20 protein-coding genes and 1 pseudogene are annotated in these 13,229 nt (G+C 40.9%); 11 read left to right on the top strand and 10 right to left on the bottom strand.

Translation table 11 applies throughout. The features are described from left to right. The first annotated feature begins 28 nt into the window (after positions 1–28). Positions 29–301, top strand: a complete 273-nt coding sequence (locus tag BMF77_RS11630; RefSeq protein ID WP_148762930.1) for a GlsB/YeaQ/YmgE family stress response membrane protein — start codon at positions 29–31, stop codon at positions 299–301. A 140-nt stretch (positions 302–441) separates the two neighbouring features. On the opposite strand, the pseudogene BMF77_RS11625 reads toward BMF77_RS11630, so the two are convergent. From BMF77_RS11625 to psaK, 3 genes and pseudogenes are all read right to left on the bottom strand, one after another. Beyond that, positions 442–745: pseudogene (locus BMF77_RS11625) on the bottom strand (hypothetical protein). A gap of 214 nt (positions 746–959) precedes the next feature. Continuing rightward, a complete protein-coding gene (locus BMF77_RS11620; RefSeq protein WP_148762928.1) occupies positions 960–2,156 on the bottom strand; it encodes a site-2 protease family protein in 1,197 nt (398 codons plus the stop codon). A 672-nt stretch (positions 2,157–2,828) separates the two neighbouring features. Next, positions 2,829–3,077: a photosystem I reaction center subunit PsaK gene (psaK, locus tag BMF77_RS11615; RefSeq protein ID WP_015079149.1), complete on the bottom strand. Its 249-nt coding sequence runs from the start codon at positions 3,075–3,077 to the stop codon at positions 2,829–2,831. Between the two features lie 129 nt (positions 3,078–3,206). Here psaK and BMF77_RS11610 point away from each other — a divergent pair, with 129 nt between their 5' ends. Together BMF77_RS11610 and BMF77_RS27310 are read left to right on the top strand one after the other, a co-directional pair. Continuing rightward, positions 3,207–3,839: a phosphoribosylanthranilate isomerase gene (locus BMF77_RS11610; RefSeq protein WP_148766929.1), complete on the top strand. Its 633-nt coding sequence runs from the start codon at positions 3,207–3,209 to the stop codon at positions 3,837–3,839. A 72-nt stretch (positions 3,840–3,911) separates the two neighbouring features. Continuing rightward, positions 3,912–4,058 carry a hypothetical protein gene (locus BMF77_RS27310; RefSeq protein WP_210422338.1) on the top strand — a complete coding sequence of 49 codons (147 nt, stop codon included), beginning with the start codon at positions 3,912–3,914 and terminating at the stop codon, positions 4,056–4,058. Here BMF77_RS27310 and folE read toward each other — a convergent pair. Then, complete coding sequence (folE, locus tag BMF77_RS11605) at positions 4,055–4,762, bottom strand: GTP cyclohydrolase I FolE (protein ID WP_148762926.1); 708 nt, start codon at positions 4,760–4,762, stop codon at positions 4,055–4,057. The two genes, BMF77_RS27310 and folE, sit on opposite strands and share 4 nt — an antisense overlap. Before the next feature lie 95 nt (positions 4,763–4,857). Between folE and BMF77_RS27895 the strand changes: the two genes are divergently transcribed. Genes BMF77_RS27895 through BMF77_RS27885 form a run of 3 tightly spaced genes read left to right on the top strand, consistent with a single transcriptional unit; the run spans position 4,858 to position 5,240 of the window. Next, positions 4,858–5,001, top strand: coding sequence for a hypothetical protein (locus tag BMF77_RS27895; protein ID WP_246863130.1), 144 nt, complete (start codon positions 4,858–4,860; stop codon positions 4,999–5,001). Beyond that, a complete protein-coding gene (locus BMF77_RS27890) occupies positions 4,946–5,089 on the top strand; it encodes a hypothetical protein (protein ID WP_158310545.1) in 144 nt (47 codons plus the stop codon). The genes BMF77_RS27895 and BMF77_RS27890 overlap by 56 nt, the downstream gene beginning before the upstream one ends. Then, complete coding sequence (locus BMF77_RS27885) at positions 5,034–5,240, top strand: hypothetical protein (protein WP_246863129.1); 207 nt, start codon at positions 5,034–5,036, stop codon at positions 5,238–5,240. The genes BMF77_RS27890 and BMF77_RS27885 overlap by 56 nt, the downstream gene beginning before the upstream one ends. On the opposite strand, the gene BMF77_RS11590 is transcribed toward BMF77_RS27885, so the two are convergent. The 5 genes from BMF77_RS11590 to BMF77_RS26690 all read right to left on the bottom strand — a co-directional run bounded on the left by BMF77_RS11590 (position 5,181) and on the right by BMF77_RS26690 (position 9,587). Beyond that, entirely contained in the window at positions 5,181–5,906 is a 726-nt protein-coding gene (locus tag BMF77_RS11590) for an SDR family oxidoreductase (RefSeq protein WP_148762924.1), read from the bottom strand. The genes BMF77_RS27885 and BMF77_RS11590 overlap by 60 nt on opposite strands. A 158-nt stretch (positions 5,907–6,064) precedes the next feature. Then, positions 6,065–7,045, bottom strand: a complete 981-nt coding sequence (locus BMF77_RS11585; RefSeq protein ID WP_148762922.1) for an acetyl-CoA carboxylase carboxyltransferase subunit alpha — start codon at positions 7,043–7,045, stop codon at positions 6,065–6,067. A 109-nt stretch (positions 7,046–7,154) separates the two neighbouring features. Further along, a complete protein-coding gene (locus BMF77_RS11580; protein ID WP_015079154.1) occupies positions 7,155–8,174 on the bottom strand; it encodes a long-chain acyl-[acyl-carrier-protein] reductase in 1,020 nt (339 codons plus the stop codon). Between the two features lie 232 nt (positions 8,175–8,406). Beyond that, positions 8,407–9,105, bottom strand: coding sequence for an aldehyde oxygenase (deformylating) (locus tag BMF77_RS11575; RefSeq protein WP_148766927.1), 699 nt, complete (start codon positions 9,103–9,105; stop codon positions 8,407–8,409). Between the two features lie 332 nt (positions 9,106–9,437). Next, positions 9,438–9,587 carry a hypothetical protein gene (locus tag BMF77_RS26690; protein ID WP_168204430.1) on the bottom strand — a complete coding sequence of 50 codons (150 nt, stop codon included), beginning with the start codon at positions 9,585–9,587 and terminating at the stop codon, positions 9,438–9,440. Between the two features lie 192 nt (positions 9,588–9,779). Here BMF77_RS26690 and BMF77_RS11570 point away from each other — a divergent pair, with 192 nt between their 5' ends. From BMF77_RS11570 to BMF77_RS29000, 4 genes are read left to right on the top strand one after another with little or no spacing between them, the layout of a single operon-like run. Beyond that, positions 9,780–10,040 (top strand): transporter suffix domain-containing protein, encoded by a 261-nt coding sequence (locus BMF77_RS11570; RefSeq protein ID WP_148762920.1) that lies wholly within the window; start codon positions 9,780–9,782, stop codon positions 10,038–10,040. A 47-nt stretch (positions 10,041–10,087) separates the two neighbouring features. Further along, positions 10,088–10,378: a 4a-hydroxytetrahydrobiopterin dehydratase gene (locus BMF77_RS11565; protein ID WP_148762918.1), complete on the top strand. Its 291-nt coding sequence runs from the start codon at positions 10,088–10,090 to the stop codon at positions 10,376–10,378. Beyond that, positions 10,375–10,731 (top strand): hypothetical protein, encoded by a 357-nt coding sequence (locus BMF77_RS11560; RefSeq protein ID WP_246863128.1) that lies wholly within the window; start codon positions 10,375–10,377, stop codon positions 10,729–10,731. Before BMF77_RS11565 ends, BMF77_RS11560 begins: the two co-directional genes overlap by 4 nt. After that, positions 10,731–10,802 carry a hypothetical protein gene (locus BMF77_RS29000; RefSeq protein WP_371735618.1) on the top strand — a complete coding sequence of 24 codons (72 nt, stop codon included), beginning with the start codon at positions 10,731–10,733 and terminating at the stop codon, positions 10,800–10,802. The genes BMF77_RS11560 and BMF77_RS29000 overlap by 1 nt, the downstream gene beginning before the upstream one ends. On the opposite strand, the gene BMF77_RS11555 is transcribed toward BMF77_RS29000, so the two are convergent. Further along, entirely contained in the window at positions 10,799–11,830 is a 1,032-nt protein-coding gene (locus tag BMF77_RS11555) for a hypothetical protein (protein WP_015079163.1), read from the bottom strand. The two genes, BMF77_RS29000 and BMF77_RS11555, sit on opposite strands and share 4 nt — an antisense overlap. 507 nt (positions 11,831–12,337) lie before the next feature. Between BMF77_RS11555 and folD the strand changes: the two genes are divergently transcribed. Next, positions 12,338–13,213, top strand: a complete 876-nt coding sequence (folD, locus tag BMF77_RS11550) for a bifunctional methylenetetrahydrofolate dehydrogenase/methenyltetrahydrofolate cyclohydrolase FolD (RefSeq protein WP_015079164.1) — start codon at positions 12,338–12,340, stop codon at positions 13,211–13,213. Positions 13,214–13,229 lie beyond the last annotated feature (16 nt).

Raw genomic sequence — 13,229 nt, 5'->3', positions numbered from 1 at the left:
AACCTAAGTCAATTTTTTGAGGCAATCAATGAATATTATTACTTGGATAATTTTGGGACTATTAGCTGGTGTAATTGCCAAATCAATCTATCCTGGTTATCAAGGTGGGGGGATGATATCCACCATGATCTTAGGTATTGTTGGTGCTTTTATCGGTGGTACTTTATTTACTCTTCTCCGCACAGGGACTTTACAACTAACATCGGCATCTTTAAGTATTCCTGGGGTAATAGTGGCAGTTCTTGGGGCAATTATTGCCATTTATTTGTGGGGATTATTCCAAAGAGGCAGCAGGGCATAACTTACTAATAGTTAGCTATTGATATAGCATTAATTAAAGTCATTTTCATTAATTTACGTAGGTTGGGTTGACGCAAGGAAACCCAACATTGTTACATTATCAAAACTTTGGTTGCGATGCAGCTTAACCCAACCTACATTTTAAATTGTTTCTGGGTCAATATTTAGTTCTCGCAACTTTGCTGCTAAACGTTCTGCGGTTTCTTCAGGGGTAAAAACTAGCTTTCCTTCTGGTGTAAAATACCGTAATAAACCCTCATAAATTCCCAAATATAAACCTAGCTGACGACTCCATAAATGTCCTTTTTCATTTGAAAAGGAGAATTATTTGTCTCAGATGTAGTTCTGTTTCCACGGGAGGTTCATTACTATATAAATCACTGGGAGGAAAAATTATATCTTGAGAGATGTTTTCTTGACATTCTAATTCTTGAGTAATCATCATAATATGATACCAAGTAGTTATTTGTTGATTATAGCATTAATTTTTATCATCAGGATTTAGAGGATTTAAAGATTAACAAGATGTTCTATTTATTCATCCTGAACATCCTCAAATCCTGGATATCCTGATTCTGACAATTTCCAAAATTTCCTAACCATCAAAAATCATTCATCCTGAACATCCTCAAATCCTGGACATCCTGATTCTGACAATTTCATTTTTCTACAGACTTCGCTATTACCCCTAATTGTAAACCTAGAGGAAAACTCCCTTCTTCCTTGATGCGTTTAATTTCCGCAGCAGTAATTGGCAAATTTAACCTTTGTGCTAATGCTTGGACAATATCCCCTCTATCAATGACACCAGCAACAGCATCCGCAGGAGAAAGAACAGTAATCTGAGGTAATTGTTCAGTTTCTAATTTCTTAATTACCTCTGCTAAAGAAGTAGATTCAACAACAGTAGGAATTGTATTTAGGGGATGAACAATAGTTTGTAAAGTTTGGGTTTCCCATTCACTTCTTTGGGTAGTTCGCAAATCATTAATATTAACTAAACCGCGATAACGACCATCAGCAGCCGCAAAATAAACTTCTGGTGTAGTGGTTTCTAAAAGATAAGAATCAGCGAATTCTCGCAATGTTTGATTAGCATCAACTACCCGAAAATTACGAGTCATGCCATCAGATACTACTAACTTTAGTAAAGTTTCTTGTAATGTAGTTACCCGGTCATAACTGTTAGCATTACGAACCGCAAACCAACCGATCAAAACAATCCATAAACCCGTGATAAATTCTCTGGTGAAGAAATCAATGGCAAATCCCAAAGCGATCGCACTATAACCTAAAATTTGTCCGGCTTTTGCTGCCCAGTGTACAGCTTTAAAGCGATCGCCTGTAATTTTCCACAAAGCCGCTTTTAACACCTGTCCCCCGTCCAAAGGTAAACCAGGAATTAAATTAAATAAAGCCACAACTAAGTTAATTCTTGATAAATCTCCCATCATTTCATGCAAAGGATTACTATCAGGAATTACACTCGCTATTAGACGCAGTAAGAAAAATAGGATAACACTTACCGCAGGTCCAGCGATCGCTACTTGAAAAGCTTTACCAGGAGTTTTTGATTCCTCCTCGATGGCCGCAACTCCCCCAAACAAAAACAAAGTAATAGAATTCACCTTAATTCCTTGGGACTGTGCCACCAAGCTATGTCCCAACTCATGCAGTAGCACCGAAGCAAATAACAACAGTGCCATAATCAAACCAGCACTCCAACCCGCGACAGTCCCCCATTGTTGGTAAGCAAATCCAAAATTCAGAGTAGTTAACCCCAAAATTACAAACCATAAGGGGTCTAAAAATAAAGGAATGCCAAATAAAGAACCTATTTGCCAATTAGTTTGCATAACATCAATTTATCTAGTTTTTCAATACCTTCAACAAAATCCTGAACCCCATTAATATCCTAACGATTTTATTGGTTTTCGGATCTATATTTGCACAGAATCATAAAATCCATTAGACCTCTGGTGAAAATGAATGTAGAGACGTTCTATAGAACGTCTCTACAAGGGTTTCAAACCACGCACATTTAATTACCGGAGATGTCTATTAATTCATCCGTCTTTATCTGCGTTTATCTGCGTTTATCTGCGGTCAATTATTCTGACAATTTAATTCCTCAAAAACCAAAAATTGTGAAATAATTATTCAATCTTAAATAAAACAGACGAGTCAATATTTTCTAAGCTAAAAAAAGCTGAACAACTTCTAATTACTGCCATAGAATTACCAAATATTTGCGTCCAAAATCTTAATATAATAAAATACAAAGGTGTTTGCTGCGGTTCTTTTTCAGCTAGTCCTTAATTATGAGACAGATCAGTAAATCTAAAAAAAATGCTAATTGCTACCAATAGGATCAATAAAAATTTAACTGGAAAATATTTACTATTCAATTTTGATTTAAACTTAATTATGTCAACCAGCAAAGTGGTTAGGACATTAGCGGTAAGTAATTTGATTTTTACCTACCGCTGAATTTTTACTCTCTATAGCAAGAGAGGATGAAATCGAACTTACAAGCGACCAATATTAGTCAGTCCTAACACAATACCAATACCAATCACATGACCAAAAGCCATTGCCCCAATGAATCCTGGTACACTCACAGGTAATACAGGCATCCTTGGTCCGACTTTAGCAGATTTGAGTGCAAAAGTGAATAAAAGTACAACTGCGCTGCTGGCGCTGATAATGATACCGACTGTAGGACTCCACACTGGTGTAACAGGAACGGATGCTGCGGCTAATAAAACTGATAACATGAAAGTGTGTTCTCCTGATTGAAAAAATGAATATAATCCTACCGAATTATAAAATTACTAAGGACAAAGCAAAAGTTTTTAACTTGAATTAAGATACTTTTGTGATTATTTGTAACTTTTCAGATGAAAATTCGGGTTAAAATTTGCGGTATTACTCAACCAGAGCAGTCTCTAGCTATAACTTCCCTGGGTGCAACAGCGCTAGGATTTATCTGTGTTCCCAGTTCCCCTCGCTACGTTAATATAGCTCAAATTCAGGCAGCTATCGCTCCAATTTCCCCAAATATTGATAAAATCGGCGTTTTTGCTAACACCACTATTTCCGAAATTACTCAAATAGTTAAAAAGTCTGGTTTAACTGGTGTCCAGCTACATGGAGACGAAACACCAGAATTTTGCCACCAATTACGTCAATTCCTACCCCAAGTAGAAATTATTAAAGCTATACGAGTCCGCAGTTTAGAGCATCTACAAACCACCACGCATTATATAGATTATGTAGATACCCTACTACTTGATGCCTACCATCCCCAACACCTAGGAGGAACAGGACAAACCCTAGATTGGCCAATGTTAAATCAGGAATTTAGCCCCTCTCTTCCTTGGTTCTTAGCCGGAGGACTCACACCAGATAATATTTTGACTGCTTTAAGTCAAATTAACCCCCATGGTATTGATTTATCCAGTGGTGTCGAACACTCACCAGGTAACAAAGATTTAGACAAAGTAGCTCTATTATTTCAAAATCTGGGGAATAGGTAATTGGTCAGTTGTCAGTAGGGGCGAAGCATTTGGAAGATAAATTATCGGTCATTGCCAAAAATAGTTCTCCAAATGCTTCGCCCGTACAGTTGTCAGTTGTCAGTTGAAAAAATCTGTTCCCTGTTCCCTGTTCCCTGTTCCCTGTTCCCTGTTCCCTGTTCCCTGTTCCCTGTTCCCTGTTCCCTGTTCCCTGTTCCCTGTTCCCTGTTCCCTCATTAAAAGAATGACGGTTGGTGACGAATCAAGCTGAAGAATTCTTCACGGGTTTTCTGTTCTTCCTGGAATACTCCTACCATTGAACTGGTAACTGTCCAAGAACCAGGTTTTTGCACTCCACGCATTACCATGCACATATGACTGGCTTCCATGACGACAGCAACACCTTTAGGTTCGAGAACGGTTTGCAGTGCTTCAGCAATTTGTCGAGTTAGTCTTTCTTGGACTTGTAACCGGCGAGAATACATTTCCACAATCCGTGCTAGTTTACTTAATCCCACCACTTTTTGATTGGGAATATAAGCCACGTGCGCTCTACCCATAAATGGCAACATATGATGTTCGCATAAGCTAAAGAAGTTAATATCTCTAACTAACACCATTTCATCATGTCCTTCATCAAAAATAGCACCATTGATGAGGTCTTCTAAAGATTGATTATAGCCACTGGTAAGAAACTTCATCGCCTTAGCTACGCGCTTGGGTGTTTTCAGAAGTCCTTCCCGTTCAGGATCTTCTCCTACTCCCACAATCATTGTTCGCACCGCTGCCATCATTTCATCCATGATTTCCTCAGATGGTGGATGTATTTGTGGTTCTTTGCCATCATGAGTATTACGGTCTGGGCGGACAGTGATAGCTTCTGCTAAGTCGGGAATCAAGGGAGATTGTGTGCGATTAGAACCGTTTGAACTAGCGATAGTCATGATTGAATTTTAGTAATTTGTCAGTTGTCAGTTGTTAGTAGGGGCGAAGCATTTGGAAGATAAATTATCGGTCATTACCAAAAATAGTTCTCCAAATGCTTCGCCCGTACAGTTGTCAGTTGTTAGTAGGGGCGAAGCATTTGGAAGATAAATTATCGGTCATTACCAAAAATAGTTCTCCAAATGCTTCGCCCGTACAGTTGTCAGTTGTTAGTAGGGGCGAAGCATTTGGAAGATAAATTATCGGTCATTGCCAAAAATAGTTCTCCAAATGCTTCGCCCGTACAGTTGTCAGTTGTTAGTAGGGGCGAGGCATTTGGAAGATAAATTATCGGTCATTGCCAAAAATAGTTCTCCAAATGCTTCGCCCGTACAGTTGTCAGTGGTAATTAAAGAGATAAATGATAAAATCACCCTCTTAGAGAACACCAGCATTGGACATAATCGTCAATTCTTGAATTACTGCTTCTTGTGGTAATAAGACAGTGTGTAAAATTGTTGTTGCCACAATTTCTGGAGTTAACATTTGGGAACGGTCAAAGTTGGCTTGGACTGTAGGTGTATCCCAAATTTCCGTATTCACAGAACCAGGACAAATGGCAATGACGCGAATGCCATTAGCACGTTCTTCTTGTGCGAGGGTTTGGGATAGGAAAAGAAGTCCTGCTTTGCTGACGCAGTAAGCGCCCCAACCCGGAAAAGCTTGTTTGCCAGCTATAGAAGCAATATTAATAATTGTGCCTTGGCCTTGTTGGCGCATTCCTGGCAAAATTCCCATCATGCACTGAAAGACACTGGTGAGATTTAAATTAATTACCTGTTGCCAGTCTTCTAAAGGTGTTTCACTCAGGTTGCCCGTATATCCAATCCCAGCGTTATTGATGAGAATATTTATGTTGCCAAATTCGTCAGCTATTCCTTGAATTTTGGATTTAACCTGGGTAACTTCAGCTAAGTCTACACAAAAGGCTTTGGCTTCTACTCCTAACTCCTGTGCAGCTTTAGCTATGGACTCTAGTTTATCCTGAGAACGGCTGACCAATGCTACATCTATCCCAGCCTTGGCAAATGCCAAAGCTGTTGCTTTGCCAATTCCGCTACTAGCACCAGTAATTAAGGCGCGTCTTTTTTGCTCAAAATTCATGATATTTTCCAACTTTTTGGCAATGCTGTCAGCCAACAGATGCTCATAAAACCAAGTAAATACAAATGCCTATAGCTCTTGAAGATTGTTAAAAATCTTTAAGCAGCCATAGGCAATTATAGCATTGCTGTGATTCTATGCCATTTTCTTGAGTATTTTTAGTGAGCAAGTTCTGTGAAAACGCCGATATTACGGAATTTATCATAACGGAGTTGGCGACGTTCAGCAGGTGTCAGACGGTTCAGTTCGTCTAAGTTTTCTAGCAAGGCTTGTTTCAAGTTTGTAGCTGCTGTTAAAGGGTCTGAGTGTGCGCCACCCAAGGGTTCAGGGAGAATTTGGTCAATAATGCCTAAGTTTTTGAGGTCGTGGGAGATAATTTTTAAGGCTACGGCGGCCAGGTGAGATTTACTGGCATCTTTCCACAAAATTGCAGCGCAGGCTTCCGGGGTAGCGACGGTATAAACTGAGTGTTCAAACATCAATAGGCGATCGCCTACACCAATACCTAACGCCCCACCAGAACCACCTTCACCAATAACTGTGCAAATGATGGGTACGTCAAAACTGAACATTTCCCGCAGGTTATAGGCGATCGCTTCTCCTTGTCCTTGATGTTCGGCTTCTATGCCTGCCCAAGCCCCAGGAGTATCAATAAAGGTCAAAATTGGCATACTAAACTTATTGGCGTGTTCCATGAGGCGCAGAGCCTTACGATAGCCACCAGGAGCAGCCATGCCAAAGTTACGAGCCACGTTATCTTTAGTATCCCGGCCTTTTTGATGTCCTAACATCATCACCGGTTGTCCAGCTACGCGCCCGACACCACCCACTAAAGCCGGATCATCTCCGCCACAGCGATCGCCATGCAACTCCATCCATTCATCACTAATAGATTGAATATAATCTAAAGTGCTAGGGCGGCGGGGATGACGGGCTACCTGCAATCGTTGAGATGGTGTCAGACTGCTAAAAATCTCTTCCCGTAATTGCGTCGCCCTTGTCTCTAGTTGGCGAATTTGTCCAGAAACATCAACACCATTTTCTTCAGCCAGTTGGCGAATTTGGTCAATGCGAGTGGCCAGTTCTGCTAAAGGCTTTTCAAAATCTAACAGTAGCGGTTTGCGCTCAGTGGTTGCCATAGTTATGTTAGTTGTCAGTTGTTAGTTGTTGGTTGTCAGTTGTCAGTCGTCCGTTGTCAGTTGTTAGTTGTCTTTTCTTTGCCACTGACCACTGACCACTGACTAATGACTAAACTAGCAATGGTCTAAAACCGTGTTTAATGGACACACGACCAATTTGCTCCATTTTGTCTACGGTAATCTGATTACGCCCCCAAGAAAAGTTTGTATATAACTTCTCAAATTCCAATAGCATTGATTCTGCAAAACAAGCAAATAATTGCCGACCTGGCACATCCATATTGACAATTTTCATAATTTTCCAGTCAATATCTAGGGAATGCTCCACAATGCCACCATTTAACACATACACCCCTGGGTGCTGAATTTTTGTGCCTAAGTTTTTAGGATAGCCACCATCAATCAATAGACAGGGTTGTTTTAATGTTGTCGGGTCAATTTCTACGCCTTTGGGCATACTCGCCACCCAGACGACAATATCCGCTTGGGGTAATGCTTCCTGTAATCCCATGATTTTACCGCGTCCTAGTTCTGCTTGCAGTTCTTGGAGACGTTCTTGGTTTCTAGCAATTAATAGTAATTCTTGGACATCTGTTTTTTTATCTAGCCAGCGGGTGACTGCGCTACCAATATCCCCCGTTGCACCGCACACAGCTACAGTTGCTTTGGACAATTCAATCCCTAGTTGTTTAGAGGCTTCTTCTACTTGCCGACAAATAATGTAAGCTGTATGAGTATTGCCTGTGGTGAAGCGTTCAAAATCTAGGTTAATATTGCGGACTTGTTTGAACTGCTCTAAATTAAAGTTCTCAAAAATAATTGAGGAAAATCCTCCCAAAGCTGTAATATCAATGCCATGCTTTTGAGCATGAGCCATAGCGTTGAGAATTTTCCGCGTGGCAGCTTTAATACGACGATTGGCCAGCATTTCTGGCAAAAAGCAAGATTCTACATACTTTCCTTCTATTTTCTGCCCGGTGATACTGGTGACAGTGATATGATCAACTATTTGCGGCGGGGCGCTACACCAAAAGTCTAGCCCTTGATCGGCATATTCTGGATATCCCAATTCTTGAGCTACTGATTGAGCGTGTTCTAAACTAGTCAGATGTCCAATTAAACCAAACATGGAGTGATATATTAGGCGTGTGCTGTCGTGCAAAACTGTGGAATTAGTGGGCAATACCAACTTTGGATTTGAGATTTTGGATTTTGGAGAAATCGCAAACTATAGTATCTAACTATTAAAAATACTACATAAGGGGTCAATGTTCACAGTTGACGGTTGACTACAGAACTATTACTCCCCTACCTCCCCTACCTCCCTGGGGTAACAAAGTCGTCACCCCTGTGGGCAGTTATTAAACGGTTGCCAGTCCGTAGGCAGAAAGACGCATGATGTCACGGGTGGTAAAGCCAATGTTACTTAGTGCTTCACCGTATTGAATCATAAAGTCTTCTACTAAAGCATCTTTTTCCATTGCTAAGACTTTGGCATCGTCTGCTACTTCGTTCAGCATTTTCCAGACAATGGGCAGATTTTGGCGGTTTGCTGCTTCTAATTCGGCTTGAGATTCTGTAAAGTTTTCTTGCAACCACACTTCACCAAAGTTAAGATGGCTGTATTCTTCTTTTACAACTCCTTCTGTGATTTTACGAGCGAAATCATCAGCTACGGGAATGTAGATATTATAGGCAGCGATCGCAAAACATTCGATAATTAATGATTGAATCAAAAGGCAAGTAACGACTTTACCTTCTTCGGCTGCGGTTTGAAAATTGTCGTGTAGTCCCAAGAAAAACTTTTTAGCGAATACTAAATCTGGAGTCACTTTTAAATTCCGTCCACAGGCTTCAAAACCTTTTTTGTGGCGACTTTCCATTTTCGAGAGACGAATTAATTCCTCTTCCTGTGCTGGCAGCAGTTTCGCTAATGTAATGTAATTTTCGTGGGCCTCTTGTTCCCCCTCAATGACAATGGCATTGATGCGGCTATAAGCATCTTTATATATTTCGCTTTGGAAATCAATTTTTTCAATTTGGTCTACAAGCTGCTGCATATTCGGTGTTACTCCGTTGTCCATGAATTATTTAATACAAAAACTTAAATTACCCGATCAATTTGGGGTAATTATCACTGTGATTTAATTTAACTTAACAAGAAACTATAGTTATTAAATTAGTTTTTACTGATGGTTGTACCAACAGAAAAACAAATGTATGGAGTCATAGCCAATGTCCAAGCTAAACTGGAATCTAAAAAAATGCCAATTTGTTGAGCCTGTTAGTAGCGCTAACAAGTGCATTTATAGGGTTACTGCCGCTAATTGTGGTTTTTCTGACCTCTTTGGGGGGGTGAGAAACAGCAGGGGGTGGCCACAATAATTGGACTTTAGCCAATTACCGGGGGGTAGGGACAAGGGAAGTTTTTATTAGCCCTTGCTAATTCTACCTTAGTAGCGATCGCAGTTACGGCTTTTCCAATTTTCACTTTCAGTTCTAAACTTGATATAGCGGTATGCACTTGTATGAGATACATCATAGTCTCCTCGCACCCCCTCAATCCCCCCGCAGCGGGGGGGGAAAGGATAAACTTGTATCTTACTAAACCTATAACCGCTATAATCCATTCTTTGTCCGTCTGGGCGAGACAAAATTCTAAAGACTGTAGATTAAATCACTCCAGCCACAGATATAAAAATACTAAACTCAGATTCCGTCATCATCATCAAATATGCAAAAGTTGGGTTTAGTGTTAATTATCATCTCATTTTTACCGTGGCTGATCATTGCTGTAATTGTGCCATTTTTGCCAATTTCTCTCGCCCAAAAAGCTATATTAGTCCCAGTATTATTGGTCTTGGCTGAAGTTCTTTTTTGGTTGGGTGCGCTACTGGTAGGAAAAGAAGTAGTGCAAAAGTATCGCCGTTATTTAAATTTCCGTTATCTAAATATACTCGTCAAAAGATGGAAGCGGAAAAATAGAAAAAGATGATAATTAGGTAGAATTAGTATTTATAAATCTCTATGTAGGTTAGGAAAATGGCAGCACAAAAATTGAGCGAAGCAGAACTAACATTAGCCCTCAATAGTTTACCAGGATGGCAAATTAAAGAAGGGAAATTATACAAAGAATATAAATTTAGCTCTTTTGCAACTGCCTTAGGTTGGATGGTTAGTGTGGGTGTTCATGCGGAAAAAATGGGACATCACCCCGAATGGTTTAATGTTTACAACACAGTTAAGGTAAATCTTGTTACTCATGACATCGGTAATGCTATCAGTGATTTAGATTTAGAATTAGCGCAGAAAATGGAGGAATTAGCACCGTGAGATTGGGGAAGTTGGGGAAGTTGGGGAAGTTGGGGAAGTTGGGGAAGTTGGGGAAGTTGGGGAAGTTGGGGAAGTTGGGGAAGTTGGGGAAGTTGGGGAAGTTGGGGAAGTTGGGGAAGTTGGGGAAGTTGGGGAAGTTGGGGAAGTTGGGGAAGTTGGGGAAGTTGGGGAAGTTGGGGAAGTTGGGGAAGTTGGGGAAGTTGGGGAAGTTGGGGAAGTTGGGGAAGTTGGGGAAGTTGGGGAAGTTGGGGAAGTTGGGGAAGTTGGGGAAGTTGGGGAAGTTGGGGAAGTTGGGGAAGTTGGGGAAGTTGGGGAAGTTGGGGAAGTTGGGGACTGGGAAAGAGTTTGACTAATTACCAATTACCAATTACCAATTACCAATTACCAATTACCAATTACCAATTACCAATTACCAATTACTTAACTCGTTTCCTGAATTTGTAAGCGGATAGTGTGTTCTGTTGTACCGCTTAATTGCAGTTCCATGATTTCGCCACCGAGGGGTTCTATGCAGGTGAGGAGCGATCGCAAATTGGGCGTACTTGCACCAGTATCTACATATAATCTATCTGCTAAACTACTAATTTTTTTCCAGGTCATGTACAATTTGCCAATGGTTTGTTCAATTTGCGATGCTTGATTTACCAAGTCAGCAGCAATACTTAAACAACCGACTCTTTGCGCTTCTTCTAATGCAGTTTCAATATCTACATCTTCCGCTATTAACGCTTGCACTTGGGCAGCAGATTTGAGATATTTGGCTAATTGTCGGGCTTCTGAGGTAGCTTGTTTAACAGTATCAACGTCAGGATTGGCGGCTATATCCCTTTGTAATGCCTTTTGGTGCAATTCGGGCAGTTTTTCCATTTCCTTGACCAGAGGGGCAATGTAGCGCGGTGGCAGACTGTTATCTGCGGCTTTTTCCCTAACTTCTTCTGGTAATAAATCGGAGGACATGGCTGTCCATTCGTCACTGAGTTGACGGACTTCTCTGCGGGTAATGCGATCGCCTTTCTCCGCAGCTTCACTGACCATCTGTTGTACTTCTGGAGACGCTTTCGCGGTTTCTACAAATGCCCGTTTACTAAAGTTATTAACCGTATCTGGGTTCAGTTTGCCATCTGATATCAAGGTATCAGCACTATTGGCTAATTGAATCCAACTATAGGCTTGAGTCTTACTGATTTCGCGTTCTTTGAGCCATTTAAGAAAACCCGCACCGCGTCCATCTCCGCCCTTTTTCTCTCGGTCACGGATAGCGCGTAAAATGCGACCACGCCAAATTTCTGTTTGTAAATCAAAGCGATCGCATACCTGCCATGCTACATCAAGTTGTTGTAAAAAGTCGGACTCAGGAATTTGTTCATCTTCTGGATCAGGTAATGCAAAGTCTAAATCTGCTGGCTGTTGGAGTGCAGCAGCAATGTCATTCATAGAGTCGGTATCTTGCACGATGGATAGCTGGTTGTAGTATGCGATTTAGCTTATATTCACGCAATTTACTATTTTGACAATTGGTGAATCAAGCAAGTAAGTATTTTACTTTAAAAATTAAATTTTAGGGGACTGGGAAAATGAGAAAATGGAGATGCTGATAGGTGGAGCAAATAAAGGAGCTAAACCCCGTTTAGGTTGAAAACCATAGTTTTACAGCAAATTGTCATCAAACGTGCTACAGATGGAAAGGGTTAAACCCATTACTAAACTTCGTTATACGATTTATTTTTGTAGTGGGTTTGATCGAAAACTGCTGTAAAAGTAGTGGGAGCATCTTGCTCCCTGGGGGTAGTAGCTGCTGTAAAAGTAGTGGGAGCATCTTGCTCCCTGGGGGGTAGTAGCGGGCAAGATGCCCGCACTACTCCGGGTTTCAAAATGGACGAGGTTTAATAGAAAATATTTATCTTCGCTTTTAGCTCTTATTCTGTCACCTGTCACCCGTCACCTGTCACCTATTCCCTTATGAAACAAACTGCGAAAATCCTTGATGGTAAAGCATTAGCCGATAAAATTCAGCAAGAACTTAGTGAGACAATTAGCAAATTACAAGGTAAAATTGGGCGATCGCCTGGATTAGCGGTATTAATGGTGGGAGATAACCCCGCATCAGCCGCCTATGTTCGTAACAAAGAAAAATCCTGTGCCAAAGTGGGGATTACCTCTTTTGGTAAACACTTTCCTACCCAAACCAGCCAAACTGAATTAGAGGAAGTAATTGCCCAACTCAACGCAGATGATCAAGTAGACGGGATTTTGGTTCAATTACCCCTTCCCAATCATTTAGATGCTGTCAGTCTATTACATCAAATTGCACCGGATAAAGACGCTGACGGACTCCACCCTGTGAACTTAGGAAGACTGGTACGAGGTGAAACCGGTTTACGGAGTTGTACTCCTGCCGGTGTGATGCGATTGTTAGCAGAATATAGAATTCCTTTACAGGGCAAAAAAGCCGTAGTCGTAGGACGGAGTATTTTAGTAGGGAAACCGATGGCTTTGATGTTATTAGCAGCTAATGCCACAGTCACAATTGCCCATTCCAAAACCCAGGATTTACAAGATATTACTAAAGATGCTGATATTCTCATTGCTGCCACCGGGATTCCGGGAATGATTAATGCCCAGATGGTAAAACCGGGCGCAGTTGTGGTAGATGTGGGAATAAATCGGGTTACAGATAGCAATGGTAAAAGTCGGTTAGTTGGTGATGTTCAGTTTGAAGCGATCGCTAATGTGGCAGAATATATTACTCCTGTTCCTGGTGGTATCGGTCCAATGACAGTAGCCATGTTATTGCAAAATACTGTTTCTAGCTATTTACAAACCACAGGCAACTGAGAAATAATTTTTATGA

This window comes from Dolichospermum sp. UHCC 0315A, assembly GCF_008121535.1.
Taxonomy (GTDB): domain Bacteria; phylum Cyanobacteriota; class Cyanobacteriia; order Cyanobacteriales; family Nostocaceae; genus Dolichospermum; species Dolichospermum lemmermannii.
Note: the sequence above shows the minus strand (reverse complement) of the source record. Positions and strands in the feature narration are given on the sequence as shown.